This is a genomic window from Occultella kanbiaonis (assembly GCF_009708215.1).
Lineage (GTDB): Bacteria > Actinomycetota > Actinomycetes > Actinomycetales > Beutenbergiaceae > Occultella > Occultella kanbiaonis.
Genome location: NZ_CP046175.1, coordinates 1,034,956 through 1,050,481 on the forward strand (window position 1 = coordinate 1,034,956; position 15,526 = coordinate 1,050,481).

General features: G+C 73.2%; 15 protein-coding genes. 10 read left to right on the forward strand and 5 right to left on the reverse strand.

The window, feature by feature from the left end; all coding sequences use genetic code 11:
• The first annotated feature begins 1 nt into the window (after position 1).
• Together GKS42_RS04455 and GKS42_RS04460 are read left to right on the forward strand one after the other, a co-directional pair.
• Positions 2 to 1,360 (forward strand): FAD-binding oxidoreductase, encoded by a 1,359-nt coding sequence (locus GKS42_RS04455; protein WP_154792753.1) that lies wholly within the window; start codon positions 2 to 4, stop codon positions 1,358 to 1,360.
• Complete coding sequence (locus GKS42_RS04460; RefSeq protein ID WP_154792754.1) at positions 1,360 to 2,142, forward strand: creatininase family protein; 783 nt, start codon at positions 1,360 to 1,362, stop codon at positions 2,140 to 2,142. The genes GKS42_RS04455 and GKS42_RS04460 overlap by 1 nt, the downstream gene beginning before the upstream one ends.
• Positions 2,143 to 2,317: 175 nt before the next feature.
• Here GKS42_RS04460 and GKS42_RS04465 read toward each other — a convergent pair whose 3' ends face one another.
• The 3 genes from GKS42_RS04465 to GKS42_RS04475 are packed head-to-tail and all read right to left on the reverse strand — an operon-like array spanning position 2,318 to position 4,402.
• Positions 2,318 to 3,415 (reverse strand): acetamidase/formamidase family protein, encoded by a 1,098-nt coding sequence (locus GKS42_RS04465; protein ID WP_154792755.1) that lies wholly within the window; start codon positions 3,413 to 3,415, stop codon positions 2,318 to 2,320.
• Positions 3,412 to 3,855 carry a cupin domain-containing protein gene (locus GKS42_RS04470; RefSeq protein WP_154792756.1) on the reverse strand — a complete coding sequence of 148 codons (444 nt, stop codon included), beginning with the start codon at positions 3,853 to 3,855 and terminating at the stop codon, positions 3,412 to 3,414. The genes GKS42_RS04465 and GKS42_RS04470 overlap by 4 nt, the downstream gene beginning before the upstream one ends.
• Positions 3,856 to 3,889: 34 nt before the next feature.
• Positions 3,890 to 4,402 (reverse strand): flavin reductase family protein, encoded by a 513-nt coding sequence (locus tag GKS42_RS04475; RefSeq protein WP_154792757.1) that lies wholly within the window; start codon positions 4,400 to 4,402, stop codon positions 3,890 to 3,892.
• A 124-nt stretch (positions 4,403 to 4,526) separates the two neighbouring features.
• Between GKS42_RS04475 and GKS42_RS04480 the strand changes: the two genes are divergently transcribed.
• The 8 genes from GKS42_RS04480 (at position 4,527) to GKS42_RS04515 (ending at position 14,184) form a co-directional block, all read left to right on the forward strand.
• Positions 4,527 to 5,972 carry an amidohydrolase family protein gene (locus GKS42_RS04480; RefSeq protein ID WP_154792758.1) on the forward strand — a complete coding sequence of 482 codons (1,446 nt, stop codon included), beginning with the start codon at positions 4,527 to 4,529 and terminating at the stop codon, positions 5,970 to 5,972.
• A gap of 127 nt (positions 5,973 to 6,099) precedes the next feature.
• Entirely contained in the window at positions 6,100 to 6,999 is a 900-nt protein-coding gene (locus GKS42_RS04485; protein ID WP_168217754.1) for a DUF1684 domain-containing protein, read from the forward strand.
• Positions 7,000 to 7,093: 94 nt separating this feature from the next.
• Positions 7,094 to 9,199, forward strand: coding sequence for an ATP-binding protein (locus GKS42_RS04490; protein WP_154792760.1), 2,106 nt, complete (start codon positions 7,094 to 7,096; stop codon positions 9,197 to 9,199).
• Positions 9,200 to 9,269: 70 nt separating this feature from the next.
• Entirely contained in the window at positions 9,270 to 10,709 is a 1,440-nt protein-coding gene (locus GKS42_RS04495; protein WP_154792761.1) for an FAD-dependent oxidoreductase, read from the forward strand.
• Between the two features lie 101 nt (positions 10,710 to 10,810).
• Positions 10,811 to 11,284 carry a COG1361 family protein gene (locus tag GKS42_RS04500; RefSeq protein WP_154792762.1) on the forward strand — a complete coding sequence of 158 codons (474 nt, stop codon included), beginning with the start codon at positions 10,811 to 10,813 and terminating at the stop codon, positions 11,282 to 11,284.
• Between the two features lie 353 nt (positions 11,285 to 11,637).
• Positions 11,638 to 12,615: a methionine ABC transporter ATP-binding protein gene (locus GKS42_RS04505; RefSeq protein ID WP_154792763.1), complete on the forward strand. Its 978-nt coding sequence runs from the start codon at positions 11,638 to 11,640 to the stop codon at positions 12,613 to 12,615.
• Positions 12,612 to 13,289, forward strand: coding sequence for a methionine ABC transporter permease (locus tag GKS42_RS04510; protein ID WP_232847921.1), 678 nt, complete (start codon positions 12,612 to 12,614; stop codon positions 13,287 to 13,289). Before GKS42_RS04505 ends, GKS42_RS04510 begins: the two co-directional genes overlap by 4 nt.
• A gap of 49 nt (positions 13,290 to 13,338) precedes the next feature.
• Complete coding sequence (locus tag GKS42_RS04515) at positions 13,339 to 14,184, forward strand: MetQ/NlpA family ABC transporter substrate-binding protein (RefSeq protein WP_154792765.1); 846 nt, start codon at positions 13,339 to 13,341, stop codon at positions 14,182 to 14,184.
• Between the two features lie 73 nt (positions 14,185 to 14,257).
• Here GKS42_RS04515 and GKS42_RS04520 read toward each other — a convergent pair whose 3' ends face one another.
• Positions 14,258 to 15,073 (reverse strand): LLM class flavin-dependent oxidoreductase, encoded by an 816-nt coding sequence (locus GKS42_RS04520; RefSeq protein ID WP_154792766.1) that lies wholly within the window; start codon positions 15,071 to 15,073, stop codon positions 14,258 to 14,260.
• Between the two features lie 54 nt (positions 15,074 to 15,127).
• On the reverse strand, positions 15,128 to 15,454 hold the full coding sequence (locus GKS42_RS04525; protein ID WP_154792767.1) for a histone-like nucleoid-structuring protein Lsr2: 327 nt from the start codon (positions 15,452 to 15,454) through the stop codon (positions 15,128 to 15,130).
• Positions 15,455 to 15,526: the final 72 nt, after the last annotated feature.

Consider the following 15,526-nt stretch of genomic DNA (forward strand, 5'->3'; position numbering starts at 1 on the left):
GATGACCATCAGCGCCACCCCCAGCGTTGCCGAGAGGTCGCACCGCCTCGCCGAGCTCCTCACCTTCGAGCTCGGCGAGGGGGCGGTCTCCACGGAGCCCGAACTGATCCGGAAGGTCTCCTCGGACTGGTCCCGGATGTCCCCGATCCTGCAGGAGAAGGTCCCCGCAGGCCGGTACCTCGCAGACCTCGTGGTCCGGCCGAACGCCCCGGAGGAGGTGCCCGTCGTCCTGGCCCTCGCCCTCGAGGCCCGGGTGCCGGTCACCCCCCGCGGCGCCGGCACCGGCAACTACGGCCAGCTCACGCCGTTCGAGGGCGGCGTCACGCTGGACCTGCGCGGCCTCGACACGATCACCGTCGAAGAGCAGACCATCACCGCCGGTCCCGGTGCGAAACTCACCGCGATGGACGCGGCCGGCCGGGCCGCCGGGCGGGACATCTGGATGTTCCCGTCCACCAAGGGGTCCACGATCGGCGGGTTCATCGGTGGCGGCAGCGCCGGCACCGGGACGACTCTGCGCGGCACCACCACGGACGGGTTCGTGGAGTCGCTGACCATCGCCCCGATGGACGGCAGTGCCCGTGCCTTCACGGTGCATGGCGAGGACACCCAGCCCTACATCCACACCTACGGGGTCACCGGCGTCATCACGTCGGCGACGGTGCGCACCGACCCGGCCCGGGACTGGGTGGCCATCTACGCCGCCTTCGACGGCTACGCCGACCTGGTCGACGTGCACCGGAGCCTGCTCGACCTTCCGGTGCTGCCCCGGCTCGCCTCCGCGGACGAGCCTGCCCTGGTGCCGACGCTGCCGGCGTCGGTGCCGCTGGACCCGGAGCGGTACAGCCTCCGGGTGATCGCCGAGGCGTCGACGGTCGCCGAGATCGAGCGCCGGATCCGGGCCGCGGGTGGGTCGGTGGTCGCGGTGCTGGAGGACTACGCGGAGACGGACAAGCTCTCCTCGATGTCCTACAACCACCCGATCTACTTCTGGCAGCAGGCCGAGGGGAACCCGCCCTGCTTCCACCTGGAGACCGGTGGCACCGTGCTCTGGGACGACCCGGACGCCATCCGCGCCGTGTACCCGAACACCCGTCTGCACCTGGAGCTGATGGGCACCGGGCCGCTCGCGATGGTGGTCGGTGACTACGTGGACGAGGCCCAGGTCCTGGCCGGCATCCCGGCCCTTGAGGCGGCCGGGCTCGGCGTGCACTCGCCGCACCAGTGGTACGTCGACCGGAACGTTGCCCTGGCGGTCGAGACCGCCCGACGCACCGACCCACGCGGCCTGCTGAACCCCGGCAAGCTCGATCCGGGGCTGGCCCGCCCGGACACCCGCTCCACGATCGGGACCCACTGATGGGCGCGCCGAAGTTCATCGACCTGACCTTCCGGCAGGTCGAGGCGCTACCCGCCGACACCGTCGCGGTGCTGCCGCTCGGTGCGATCGAGCAGCACGGTCCGCACCTGCCCGTATCCACCGACTACGTGACCGCGACCGAGGCGGCCGAGGCGGCGGTCGCCTCGGTCGCCGAGGCCGGCGCCGCGAGCGTGGTGCTGCTGCCCGGGCTCGCCTTCACGAAGTCCGACGAGCACCACTGGGCACCCGGCACGATCTGGCTGACCTGGGAGACGCTCATGGCCACCCTGGTGGACATCGGCCGGTCCCTGCAGACGTCCGGGATCACGCGGCTCATGTTCGTCAACGGCCACGGCGGCAACTCCGCGCTCGGCCAGGTCGCGTGCCGGGAGATCCGGCGCAGGTTCGGGCTGCGCACGTTCTTCTCGCACCTGTCCGTGCCGCCGGACCAGGCCCGGGACGTCGCGAACCCGCACGAGCTCGGTCTCGGTGTCCACGGCGGGCACAGCGAGACCTCGCTGATGCTGCACCTGCGCCCCGAGCTCGTGCACATGGAGCTCGCCGAGCGGCGCGTACCCGAGCACCTCGCCGACTACGAGCTGATCGGGTTCGGCAAGCCGGTCAGCTTCGGCTGGCTGTCGGACGACTTCGGCCCGGACGGCCACATCGGCGACCCGACCACCGCGGACGCGGACACCGGCAAGATCCTCTTCACCGCCGCCGTCGAGCGGATCGCCCGGGCGATCGTGGAGGCATCGGTCTTCGACCCCACCCCGCGCTGACCCCGTCCCGGTCCGGGCTCCTCGCCCTGCCGCGGTGAGACAGACCCTCACGCCTGAGGAAGAAGGGCGTGGGGGTCTGTTTCGGGTGCCAGGTTCTGGCTCGCCGCGGGGCGGACCGGCGGCGGGTGCGGCGGGTGCGGCGGGTCCGGGCGGGGTCGCGCGCGGTCGCGCGGGTTCAGGCGAGGTCGGTCAGGTCCGCCTTGCGGATCTTGCCGTGCACGCCGCGGACCCGATCGACCACCTGGGAGACGGCGAAGTCACCGGCGGCGGACAGGTAGGCGTACGCGTGCGCCGGGTGCATGCCCAGGTCGGTGAGGAGAGCGACGGCGGAGCGTACGGCCGCGCGCATCGCCACGTTCAGGTCCGGGTCGAGCCCGATCGGGACGAGCAGGTCGGGCGTCTCCGCCCAGAGCTCGCCCGGGCGGGGCAGGTGCGCGGCCGGGATGAGGTCGAACCGCACACTCGCGCGCAGGGGCGCCTCGAACGCGGTGAGGGCGACCTCGCCGTCGCCCTGGGCGTAGTGCGGGTCGCCGACGTAGGCCAGCGCCCCGTCGACCTGGACCGGCACGTGCAGCGTGGACCCGACCGTCAGCAGCGAGACGTCGACGTTGCCGCCGTGCGCGCCGGGCGGCACCGAGTGGGCCCGCTCGGATCCCGCCACGGCCACGCCCATGGTGCCGAGGAAGGGCGCGAGCGGAAACCGGACCCGCCGATCGTCGCTCGGGCCGACGGCCATGGTGCCCACCAGCGACGGCGACGACGACGCGCCCGGGTGGGCGCCGCCGTCGGGCATCGGCTCGACCCGGGCCAGGATCGAGGTGACCGGCGCGCCCTCGAGCGGGAACTGCTCGGGCAGCGCCCCGCGCCCGTGCCGGCTCGAGACGATGCCGTAGTCGGCGCGCATCCGCAGGTCCAGGACGGTCATCGAGAGCACGTCGCCCGGGCGGGCGCCGCGGACCCGGATCGGCCCGGTGACCACGTGCGGGCCGTGCGCGGCAGGGTCGTGGGATACCTCGGCGGCGACCGCGACGGCGTCCCGGAGCACCTCGGTGATGCCGTGGCCGGCGAAGAACGCGGCGGGGTCGCGGCCCTGGTCCTCGAGGATGCCCTCGTGGGAGACGGTGTCGATCAGCACGGTCTCGCCGGGGTCGATCGTGAGCACCGGGTCGTCGCCGGCGCAAGGCAGCTCACCCCACAACACGGTCCCAGGGGTGGCCGGGAGGTACCGGCCACCCCCGGGACGTGAGTCGAGGGGTTGGAGGAGGGTGCTCACACCACCTGCGGGAGGCCGGCGCAGAGCACCGAGCGGTCGGCTGCGGTGAGCGCGACCTCGGTGCCGTCCGTGACGAGCTTCGCGAAGCCACCGTCGTTGGACATGATCGTGATCGTGTAGAGGTCCTCGGTCTCGGAGGTGTTGATGATCCGGTGCTCGGAGCCCTCCTGGAGGATCAGCACGTCACCGGCGGTGAGGGTCACCACGGCCTCGTCGCTGTGGGCCTGCGCCTCGCCCTTGAGGACGATGAAGATCTCGGCGGACTCCTCGTGGGAGTTCAGCGGTTGGGCGCCGCCCGGCTCCCAGACCTCCAGGAACACGCTGGTGTTCGTGCCGTCCTTCGGTCCGGCCAGGCAGGCGAGCTTCACCGTGTCCTCCGGGCCGATCAGGAAGGCCGGGGTGTCCGCGAGCTTGCGGATGACGGGTGCTGCTCCACTCATGGTGGTGTTCCTCTCGTTGGTGGTGCGGGTGGGGTCAGGAACGCGGGAGTGTGTGGAAGCGCCGGTCCACGTAGGCGAGGGCCGAACCGCCGACGACGGCGGGGGCGTGCACCGCGTCGACGGCGCCGAGGATGATGACGTGGTCCCCGGCGTCGGCGGTCTGCGTGATGGTGCACTCGACCGAGCGCAGGCTGTGCTCGGCGAGCCAGGGCAGGCCGCCCGGGGTGAAGCGGTGCGGGGTGCGCGCGAACTTGTCCGTGGCGCGGGACGCGAACAGGGTCGCGACGTCCTGCGCGCCGCCGTGCAGCACGTTCGCGACGAACGCGCCGCGCTCGAGCACGGCCGGCAGGGTGCGCGACCGGACGTCCACGCACAGCCCGAACATCGGCGGTGTCACGCTGACACTGAACCCGGTGGAGACCGTCAGCCCGCTCGGGCTGCCGTCCGCGCCGGTGGTGGTGATGACGCAGACCCCGGCGGCCAGGCCCGCCATGGCGGCGCGGAACTCATCGGTGACGGCGGTGCCGGGCGGTGCGGTGGTGGTCATGGAGAGGCTCCCCGGGACTCAGAAGGATGTTGATGTCATCAACATTCACGGTAGGGGCGCGATGTTTCGGTCACGTGACGCGCCGTTAATATCCCGGTGACGTCTCGCCGGGAGCATGCGAGTCATGACCCCCGCGCTCCTGCTCACCGACGCCCTGCTCCTGCCGATGGCCGACCCGCGCCCGGGTGAGCCCGACTGGTTCCGGGGCTGGCTCGCGGTGGGGCACGACGGGCGGATCTGCGGCATCGGCCCGGGCGAGGCCCCGACGGCGCTGCTCGCCCCGGGCGTCCAGGTGCGCGCGCTCGGTGGGGCGATCGTGGCGCCGGGCTTCATCTCCGCGCACTCGCACCTGTTCACCTCCGGCCTGCGGGGGATCGCGCCGGAGTCGACGCTCTACCCGTGGGTCGGCGCGATGATGGACGTGTTCGCCCACACCGACGCCGAGGACATGTACTGGTCCACGCTGCACGGCGCCCTGGACTTCATCGCGAACGGGATCACCAGCGCCTACAACTTCACCCAGTCCCGGGTCACCTGGCGCTACGACCCCGCCACGGCACGCAACGTGCTCGCCGCCGTGCACCCGCCGGAGAACCTCACCCGCCAGTTCGACGGCGCCGCCGACGCCGGGCTGCGCACCATCGCCTCGATCCGCCTGGACGACGAGGCCGGTCCGCGGGCCGAGGTGCTCGCCACGTTCGCGGACATGGTCGCCGCCGCCCGCACGCACACCCCGCCGGAGCTGTTCCTCGGTGCGTCCGTGATGGGCGCCGTCCAGTGGGCGGCCGGCCCGAGCACCGCCGAGGTCGAGGCGCGCGCGATGCGCACCCACGGGATCACGAACCAGGCTCACTTCGTGGAGACCGCGCAGGGCCTGGACGTGCAGCGGGCGAAGTTCGACTGGTACGTCCGCGCCGGTGCGCTCGGGCCGGACCTGCTGTTCGGGCACTTCATCCACCCGACCGACCAGATGGTCGACGCCGTGGCCGCGGCCGGCGGGCGGATGGTGTGGCAGCCGACCTCGAACGGGCGCCTGGCCTCCGGCGTCGCGGACGTGGTGCGGTACGCCCGGGCCGGGATCGGCATCGGGATGGGGCTGGACGACCAGGCCTGCACCGACATCTCCGACCCGTTCGGGAACATGCGCCTCGGCCTGTACTCCCAGCGTGCGCTGCACCACGACGCCGCGGTGATGTCGGCCCGGCAGGTGCTGCGCCTGCACACGTTGGGATCCGCGGAGGTGCTCGGGGTCGCCGACCGGGTCGGCAGCCTCGAGGTGGGCAAGTTCGCTGACTTCCTCGTGGTCGATCACACCGCGCCGGACACCGGGCCGGTCTGGGACGTCTACGCCACGTACGTGATGGCCTGCGGGCTGCGCAACCTCAAGGACGTCTACATCGGCGGGCGGCTGGCCGCGCGGGAGGGCACCTGCACCGCCCCGCGCGCGGCCGACGCGCCCGGGCAGCTGCGCGAGCGGATCGGCCGGGCCGCGGCGGCCGCGGGGACGCCGCTGCCGGACCTGGCCGCGGCGCGGGCCACCCCGTCCGAGGAGCCCGCGGCACTCGTGTGAGCAAATCGGGCTCCCACGATGTGGACGCCCGGCCGCCAGCATCCGGGACCGTCGGGCGCCGTCGACCACCGTCCGAGGCACCCGCCGAGGATGGGCGTCGTACCCGTCATCCACAGGAGGCAGCCCCGTGAGCATCACCGACAACCCCGTCCGTCCCAGCGGCTCGACCGACACGACCGAGGCGGTTGTGCAGTGGCGGGACTGGCACGCCGCCCGCGAGGAGCAGCTGCGCGGCAAGCACGACTGGCTGTCCCTGGTGGACTACCTCTGGGTGCCGCGCGCGGAGCGTGCGCTGGCGAACCTGCCCGGCGCCTGGTGGGCCGACGAGGACGGCCTGCACCTGCGGGCAACCGCCGTCGACGGCGTCCGTGTGCTCGGTCCTGACGGCGAACCCGGCGCGGTGCTCGACGGCGTCGCCGGCGTGGTGGTCGGCGAGGCCAAGTCGGCGAGGTTCGCGCTCACCGCAGACGACGTGCTCGTCGAGGTCATCCTCCGCGGGGGCCTGTACGCGCTGCGCGTCCGGGACCCGCGCTCTGCGACCCTGGCCGGCTTCGAGGGCGTGCCGACCTATGACTACGACCCGTCCTGGGTGCTCGAGGTGAGCACCACGACCTACCCGCAGGCACGGCCGACCACCGTCCTCGCCGCCGCCCCCGGCCTGACCCAGGTGGCCTCCGCCGTCGGAGAGGTCACCTTCACCCGGGACGGCGCCGAGCACCGGCTGATCGCGGTCGGAAAGGGCGATTCGTGGGCCGTGCTGTTCAGCGACGAGACCTCCGGGGTGACCAGTTCCGGCTGGCGCGTCGCCGGCGTCACCGGCGACCCGGGTACGGGCACCGCGACCCTTGACCTGAACCGCGCCGTGAACCTGCCGTACGCGTTCACCGACTACGGCACCTGCCCGCGCCCGATCGAGGGCAACCACCTCGCCCTTGCCGTCACGGCGGGGGAGAAGGCGCCGACCGGCCGGACCGGGGTGCCCGGCGAGGACGTGCCGAGCAGGGTCCCCGCCGAGCAGCCCGCCTGACGCAGGACGGACCGACTCGGCGCACCGACACCTGCCGGGCCGGCCCCGCAGCATTGCGCTCGTACCCGGGCGGAGCGAGGTCTAGCCTGAGCGCATGGGTGCGGCCGAGCCGCCGGGGCTCGGACAGCCGGATCGGCTGTCCGAGGAGTTGGCCCGGACCCGCGAGCTCGGCTTCGTGGGCCGGGCCGCCGAACTGCGGTCGTTCAGGGACGCGCTCGCGGGCACCTCGGCGAGCCGGATCCTGTTCGTGCACGGTCCCGGAGGCATCGGCAAGACGACCCTCCTCGATGCGTTCTCCCGCCACGCGCGCGGCGCCGGCCGCGAGCCCGTCTACGTCGACGCCCGGGACCTGGAGTGCACCGCCGCCGCCATCGGTTCCGCCGTGGCCGAGCAGGCCCGGCGGTGTGGCTACCCGGCGGGGCGGGAGCCGGACGTACTGCTCATCGACGGCTACGAGCTGCTGGTGCCACTGGACCGATGGGTGCGCGAGGACCTCCTCGCGGCCCGGCCGACCACCTCCGTGACCGTCCTCGCCGGCAGGGAGCCGCCGCCGGCGAGCTGGCGGCTGGACCCCGGCTGGCGCCGGCTTGCGCAGGTGCATCCGCTGGCCGGGCTGGACGCCGCGGACAGCGACGAACTGCTCGCGCGGTTCGGCCTGCCCCGGGATCGGCGCACGGTGCTCGCCGGAGTGGGCCGTGGACACCCGCTCGTGCTCGCCATGCTGGCCGAGGCGGACCGCGGCGGGTCAGCACCTGCCGCTCTCACCGAGGCGCCGGACGTCGTGGCCCAGCTGTGCCGGCTGATCATCGACGACATCCCCGATGCCGCACACCGGGCCGGACTGGCCACCTGCGCGCACGCCACCCGAATGACGGCGGACCTGCTCGCCCGCACCGTCGGCTCCCGCGCCGAGGAGGTCTGGGCGTGGCTCGGCTCCCGCCCGTACGTGCGGCGGGGCGTGCTCGGCCTGCACGTGCACGACGTCGTCCGGGAGATCTTCGAGGCCGAGTTCATGCACCGCTCGCCGGACGCCTACGTCGCGCTGCACATCGCCGTGCGCGGCTACTTCCTGGACCGGCTCGCCGACCCCGCCGAACCACGTCCGGATCGCGCGGCCGCCGAGATCCTCTTCCTGCACCGGGCCGGGCCGCTCTCGGACCGGGTCGCGGGGCTGCGCGAGGGCGGCATCCTGCCCGTGGCCACCGCGGGCCCCGAGGACCGGGCCGGGATCCTCGCACTCATCGAGGAAGGGGAGGGTGCAGCCTCGGCCGAACTGGCCCGCCGGTGGATCGCCGAGCAGCCGGGTTGCCTGTACCGGGCCCGGTCGGACACGGGGGTCGAGGGGTTCTCGATGCAGGTGTACCTGCCGACCGGCGCTGCCCTGGACGTCGACGACCCGGTCGCCGTGGGGGTGCTGGCCGCTGCCGCGGAACGCGGGCCGCTGCGGCCCGGGGAACGGATCAACGTCAACCGGTTCGCCGGTGCGTCCGGCTCCTATCAGCAGGAGCCGATGCTGCTCCTGGTCAACGGGGTGTCCTGCCTGCTCGAGTGGGCTCGCCGGCCGGCCGCCTGGACGTTCATCGTCACCGTGGAGCCCGAGACCTACGGGCCCTACTTCGGCTACCTCGGGATGAGCGAGATGTGGCGTGGCCCGGCCGGGCCGCCCGCCCGCGGCGGCGGAGCGCCCCGGGAGGCGGTCGCCTACGGCTGGGACCGACGCCGGTTCCCCGCCGAGTCGCTCTTCGAGATGATGGCTCGGCGCGAGCTCACCGGGGAGCAGGGTCCCCCGCCCGCCGACCTCGTGCGGCCCGCCCCGTTGAGCCACACCGCCTTCGCCACCGAGGTCCGCGCGGCACTGCACCAGCTCGCCCGCCCGGACCGGCTGGCCGGGTCCGCGCTGCTCGGCTCGGCGCTGGTCGACGTGACCGCCACCGACCCGGCCGGCGGCCTCGCCCGGACCCTGACCGGTGCGATCGCCTCCCTCTCGAACGAGCGGAACGGCGGCGAGCACCGACGAGTGCTGGAACGCACCTACGTCAGGGCGGCTCCGTCGCAGGAGGCCGCTGCCGAACTGCTCGGGTTGCCGTTCAGCACCTACCGCCGCCACCTCGCGCGCGCCCAGGAGCGTCTCGTCGAGGTGCTCTGGGCGATCGAGATCGGCGAGCGGGGCCTGCCTGGGGCGGAACCGGACAGGAACTGAGCAGCAACTGACCTGTCAGGTGAGCAGCTGACGGCGAGATCGTGGCGATCCACCCACCGAGGAGATCGTCGTGACCGCCCACCGCAACCTGAGCATCGCCGTCGTCGGCGCCGGGATGACCGGCCTGACCGCCGCACTCCTGCTGGCCCGGGACGGGCACCGGGTCACCGTGCTCGAGCGCGACCCGCACCCGCCGACAGCCGCCGCGCTCGCCGCATGGACGGACTGGGCGCGCCCCGGCGTCAACCAGTTCCGGCAACCGCACCTGATGTTGCCCCGCTGGACGGCGCAGCTGCGCCGCGAGCTGCCCGACCTGGTCCACGCGCTCGAGTCGGCCGGGGCCGCCCGGGTCAACCTGCTCCACCTCCAGGCCGACCGGGTCACCCACGGCTGGCAGCCCGGCGACGAACGCTTCGACACGGTGACCGCACGCCGGCCCGTGCTCGAGGCCGTGCTCGCCCGACTGGTCGACGACGAACCCGGGGTGACCATCCGGCGTGGTGCACGGGCCACCGGCCTCGCCGTGCGCGACGGTGCCCGCCCGCCGCACGTGCTCGGGGTCGGCACCACCGCCGGCTTCGTGCCGGCCGACCTCGTCGTCGACGCCGCCGGCCGCCGGACACCCGTCCCGGGCTGGGTCAGGCAGGCTGCGGAACACGCTCCGGTGGAGCTGCGCGAGCCCTGCGGCTTCATCTACTACAGCCGGCACTACCAGGGTCGCGACCGGCACCTGCCCACCGGGGCCGGGCCGGTGCTCAGCCACCACCCGTCCCTGTCGGTCCTGACCGTGCCGGGCGAGGCGGCGACGTGGTGCGTGGTCCTGATCACGAGCTCGCGGGACCGCGCGCTGCGCTCCCTGCGCGAGACGACGGCGTGGGAGGCGGTCGTGCGGTGCAGCCCGGTCGACACGGCGTGGGCCGGGCAGGGCATCCCGAGCACCCGGGTCGAGCCGATCGCGGGCATCGAGGACGTCCGCCGCAGCTACCTGCGCGACGGCCGTCCGCTGGTGACGGGCCTGGTCGCGGTAGGGGACGCCGTCGCCGCGACCAACCCGTCGCTCGGGCGCGGCGCGACGATCGGGGTGCTGCAGGCCGCTGCCCTGCGCGATGTCCTCGCCAGCGGCGGGACCGACCCGGACGACGTCGCCCTCGCCTTCGACGGCGCCTGCGCCGAACAGGTCAATCCCTGGGTCGAGGCCACGCTGCGGTTCGACCGCCACCGCCTCGGCGAGATCGACGCCGACGTCGCCGGCAACCACTACGTCACGGACGACCCGTCCTGGGCGATGACGACGGCGTTGCTGCGGGGTGCCACCCAGGACCCGGTGCTCGCCCGTGCGTCCGCCCGGATCGCCGGCATGGTCGACCTGCCGGCCGCCGTCCTCGGCGACCCCGACACCCGGCGCCGGCTCGGCCCGCACCGCGCGGCCCCGCGCTACGCGAGCACCGATCCCAGCCGTGCCGATCTGCTCGCCGCTCTGGCCGGGGCCAATCTCGCCGTCTCCACGTGAGGCCGCCGTCCGTGCGCTCGTGATCGCTCACCCAGCAGGTGTCGGCACGAGCAGCACCACCACAGAGAACCGATCCACCCAGCTCAGCAAAGGAACCCATCATGTCTCTGCTCGACGACCTCGTCACCGCGATCGAGGACTACCCACACACCGACCTGACCCTCGAGATCATCGAGGTGGATCCGGAGGGCGACAGCATCAACGTCGGTGAGACCGGCACCTTCACCGTGCAGGTCACCAACTCCGGAGCGCTGACCGTCCGCAACCTCGTGCTCACGGCAACGGGCAGGAGCGGGGTGGAGGTCGCCGGCGCCGGGGCCGGTCAGCCCTTCGCCCACACGGCGCTCAGCAACACCTTCGACGTCCTCCCGGGGCACCAGCCCGGTCAGCCCATCCGGATGCCCGGGAGTCGGATGCGCTTCTCGGCGCCCGGCCGGGCCAAGGCCGAGACCGACCTCATCGAGGTCAGCGTCGAGTCCTGGGACACCGACTTCGACCACATGACGGGCGCGCACTCGAAGGAGGACGCGGCGGCGAAGGGCGTCTACCGCGCCGAGGTGCTCCCACCGTCGTGACGCATGCCCGATCCCGACGGGCGGGTCTCGAAGCGGTGGCGTCGCCACTCGCTCGAGGCCCGCCCGCCGGTGCCCGGACCACCGTGGGAAGGCGACCCGGTGGCGACCAGGGTCCGGGTGTCGCCGAGCCGGGCGATCAGGCCGGCCGCCCGCGGGAATGCGTCCCGTCTCGACCGGTGAGACGATTTCCGGGCGCTCGTCGAGTCGATCGGCGCCGCCGTTACCGTCGATGGGCCCGATGCGGCGTCGGCCGCGCTCGCGCGTGCCGCAACGACGAGCCGACCACGGGCCGCCGGAACATCTCAAGGGCGTTCGACGCCCGCCGTCATCCCCCACACCGAAACGAGCCAGCCATGATCACGCTGCAGGACCTGCGGAAGGTCTACCCGACCCGCAGCGGCGAGGTCGTGGCGCTCGACGGCATCAGCCTCGAGATCCCCCAGGGACAGATCCACGGCATCGTCGGCCAGTCCGGGGCCGGGAAGTCCACCCTGATCCGCTGCCTGACCGCGCTCGAGCGGCCCACCAGCGGGTCGGTGGTCGTCGACGGCGCGGAGGTGAGCGCGCTCAGCGAGACCATGCTCCGGCAGGCCCGGCGCCGGATCGGAATGGTGTTCCAGCACGTCAACCTGTTCGAGGCCCGCACCGCGGCGGCCAACATCGCCTACCCGCTCGCGATCGCCGGCGTACCCCGGGCGCAGCGCGCCACCCGGGTGCAGGAGCTCCTCGACCTGGTCGGGCTGGGCGACCGCGGCGACGCGTACCCGGCGCAGTTGTCCGGCGGTCAGAAGCAGCGGGTCGGCATCGCCCGGGCGCTGGCGACCGAGCCCGCGGTGCTGCTCTGCGACGAACCCACGTCCGCGCTCGACTCGACGACCACCCGGCAGATCCTCCGGCTGATCCGCGACGTGCGGGACCGGCTCGGCATCACGGTCGTGATCATCACGCACGAGACGGCCGTGGTCCGCGAGGTCTGCGACGCCGCCACCCTCCTCGCGGATGGCCGGATCGTCGAGTCCGGGCCGCTCGCGGACGTCGTCACCCGCCCGGGCTCGCCGCTGTCCCAGGCGCTCGTGCCGGTGCCGGACGTGGGCGTCGGCGACCAGCGCACACTCGTCCAGGTGAGCGCCGGCGGCGCGCAGACGCAGATCGCGCACGCCCTGCACGCGATCGCGACCGAGCCGGACGCCCACGTCGTCGCGGGCTCGATCGAGACCCTTGGCGGGGTGCGGGTGGGCCGATGGCACCTGGACGTGGCCGACGGCGATCGCGTGGCCGTGCTCGGACGCCTGCGTGCCGCGGGCCTCGCCATCGAGGAGGACGCCGCGTGAACTGGTGGAACGAACTCCTCGCCAACCCCGCGATCAGCGAGAAGCTGCCCGAGGCCACGCTCGAGACGCTGGGCATGGTCACGTTCGCGTCGTTCTGGACCGCGCTCGTCGGCCTGCCGCTCGGGCTCGTGCTGCACGCCACCGGCAAGGGCGGCACCCGCCCGGTCCCGGTGCTCTACGCGGTGCTGTCCGCCCTGGTGAACATCGGGCGGGCGATCCCGTTCATCATCCTGATCATCCTGCTCATCCCGGTGACCCGCGCCGTGGTCGGCACCCCGCTCGGCTGGCAGGCGGCGGTGCTGCCCCTCGCCGTCGGCGCCGTGCCGTTCTACGCCCGGCTCGTGGAGACCTCCGCCCGGGAGGTCGCCCCCGGCAAGATCGAGGCCGCCCTGATGGTGGGCGCGTCCCGGCTGCGGATGACCGGGGGCGTGATCGTCCGCGAGGCGCTGCCCTCCCTGATCGCCGGGTTCACCGTCACCGTGATAGCCCTGGTCGGCTACTCCGCGATGGCCGGCGCGGTCGGCGGCGGCGGCCTCGGCTTCCTCGCAATCACCTACGGCTACCAACGTTTCGACGCCGCCGTGATGTTCGCGGCGGTCATCGTCATCCTGGCGATCGTCTTCCTCATCCAGTTCCTCGGCGACCGGGCCGCCCGGCTCGTCGATCACCGCTGACCCGACCCCCGCTGCACCCAGCGACAACACACCGAAAGGGACACCCCCAATGCGTAGAACCCTGCTGGCCGCCTCGACCCTCACCGTGGCTGCGCTCACCCTGGCCGCCTGCGGAGGCGGTGGCGACGGCGCGGGTGGATCCGGCGACGACGAGAGCGCCGCGTCGGACGGTCACATCGTCATCGGCGCCTCCCCGACGCCGCACGCCGAGATCCTGGAGTTCGTCCAGGACAACCTCGCCGCGGACGCCGGCCTCGACCTCGAGATCGTCACCTACGACGACTACGTGCTGCCCAACACCGCCCTCTCCGAGGGCGACCTGGACGCGAACTACTTCCAGCACCTGCCCTACTTCGAGGAGCAGGTCGAGTCCCAGGGCTTCGACTTCGACCACTTCGAGGGCATCCACATCGAACCGTTCGCCCTCTACTCGGACACGCTGACGGACGTCGCGGACCTGCCCGAGGGTGGCCAGATCGGGATCACGAACGACCCGTCGAACCAGGCCCGCGCCCTGGATCTGCTCGTGCAGGCGGGGATCATCACCCTGACCGCGGACGCGCCGGAGTCAGCGGGCCTGACCGACATCGACGAGAACGAGCTCGGCCTCGAGTTCATCGAGGCGGACCCCGCCTCCCTGGTGCGCACCCTGCAGGACGTCGACGCCGCGATCATCAACGGCAACTTCGCCCTCGAGGGTGGCCTGAACCCGGCCACCGACTCCCTGCTCATCGAGGACGGCGAGGGCAACCCCTACGCGAACTTCGTCGCGGTGCGCTCCGAGGACATCGACGACCCCGACCTGGTGGCGCTCGACGGGCTGCTCCACTCCGACGAGGTCCGGGCCTTCATCGAGGAGACTTGGCCGGCCGGCGAGATCATCCCCGCCTTCTGAGCAAGCACCCCAGCGTGACCGCGGCCCCCGGGATCAACCCGGGGGCCGCCGTCGTCCATTGGGGCCGAGCCGATCAGACCAGCCGCGACCGCGCCTGGGCCACCGCGTCCACGAGCCCCAGCACCGCCTCGGTGCCGTCGGGCATGCCGTTGGCGTCCAGGCCGCAGACCGGGACCCGGCTGACCCCCACGGCCAGGTACGGGCGCACGGCCGCCTCGATGGCATCCGCCGAGGCACCCACCGGCACGTTCACCGTCATGACGACGTCGAACGGGCTGGTGCTGCCCTGCGCCGCACGCGCGTGCGTGGCCACCCGGATGCTCTGGGCCACCGCCTCCGGCGACTCGTTTCCGGCGCCCAGCAGGACGCCGTCGCCCAACTCGCCGGCGAGCGCGAGCGTCTTCGGCTTGACGGCGCCGACCAGCAGCGGCGGCGCCGGGTCCGGCGGGTACCGGAGCTGAACGGCGTCGAGGTGGACGTACGCGCCACTCGTGGTGACGGACTCGCCGTCGAGCAGGGCGCGCAACGCGGTCGTGTACTCGCGAAGGAGGGTCAGCGGCGACGTCGCGCGGGCGCCGACCTGCCCCATCCAGTCGAGCACGCCGTGACCGACACCCGGCAGGAACCGGCCGGGAAAGAGCCGGGAGATCGTGGCGATCTCCATGGCGGTGATCGCGACATTGCGCAGCGGGACCGGGAACAGGCCGATGCCGACGGTGATCCGTTCGGTCCAAGCGAGCACGGCCGAGGCGGGCGCGACACCGGATTCCGAGAAGCAGTCCTCCCAGAGCCAGAGTTCGTCCAGGCCGGCGGACTCGGCGGCGATGGCGACGTCGCGCAGACGCTCCGGGGGTTGATCGGGCGGGAAGACGATACCGAGGGTGGTCATGCCGCCCACCCTAGGTGGCCCCACCGACGCGCCGTCAGGACGCTGGGGCGGGCGTCAGTAACCGGCCTCGCGGAACGCGTCGACGACCTCACGCGGCACCCGGCTCCGCGGCGGGATCGCGATGCCGCGCGAACGGGCCCACTCCCGGACCGCCCGCGGGTCCACCGGGGTCTCCTCACGCACCGTCGCGGGCTCGACGACCCCGCCGCGGACGCGACGTGCGGCGGCGGCGAACGGCGCGAGGGCGGTGAGCAGCGCGTCCCGGTTCGCCTTGTTCAGGTCGATCTCGTAGATGGTGTCCTCGAGCGAGAACCGCACGGTGTGCTGCGCCGGACCACCGTCGAGATCGTCGGTGAGTTCGGTGACTGTCCTGGTGGCCATCGTGTCCTCTGATCGGCAACCTGCTGGGATCACCATGCTATGCGGTGCGGGGTCGCGACCAGCGCAATCGGC

Excerpts from the sequence above, each read along its gene's own strand:
- GKS42_RS04455 (WP_154792753.1), top strand. The coding sequence starts at position 2 with ATGACCATCAGCGCCACCCCCAGCGTTGCCGAGAGGTCGCACCGCCTC.
- GKS42_RS04460 (WP_154792754.1), top strand. The coding sequence starts at position 1,360 with ATGGGCGCGCCGAAGTTCATCGACCTGACCTTCCGGCAGGTCGAGGCG.
- GKS42_RS04470 (WP_154792756.1), bottom strand. The coding sequence starts at position 3,855 with ATGAGTGGAGCAGCACCCGTCATCCGCAAGCTCGCGGACACCCCGGCC.
- GKS42_RS04475 (WP_154792757.1), bottom strand. The coding sequence starts at position 4,402 with ATGACCACCACCGCACCGCCCGGCACCGCCGTCACCGATGAGTTCCGC.
- GKS42_RS04480 (WP_154792758.1), top strand. The coding sequence starts at position 4,527 with ATGACCCCCGCGCTCCTGCTCACCGACGCCCTGCTCCTGCCGATGGCC.
- GKS42_RS04490 (WP_154792760.1), top strand. The coding sequence starts at position 7,094 with ATGGGTGCGGCCGAGCCGCCGGGGCTCGGACAGCCGGATCGGCTGTCC.
- GKS42_RS04500 (WP_154792762.1), top strand. The coding sequence starts at position 10,811 with ATGTCTCTGCTCGACGACCTCGTCACCGCGATCGAGGACTACCCACAC.
- GKS42_RS04505 (WP_154792763.1), top strand. The coding sequence starts at position 11,638 with ATGATCACGCTGCAGGACCTGCGGAAGGTCTACCCGACCCGCAGCGGC.
- GKS42_RS04515 (WP_154792765.1), top strand. The coding sequence starts at position 13,339 with ATGCGTAGAACCCTGCTGGCCGCCTCGACCCTCACCGTGGCTGCGCTC.
- GKS42_RS04520 (WP_154792766.1), bottom strand. The coding sequence starts at position 15,073 with ATGACCACCCTCGGTATCGTCTTCCCGCCCGATCAACCCCCGGAGCGT.
- GKS42_RS04525 (WP_154792767.1), bottom strand. The coding sequence starts at position 15,454 with ATGGCCACCAGGACAGTCACCGAACTCACCGACGATCTCGACGGTGGT.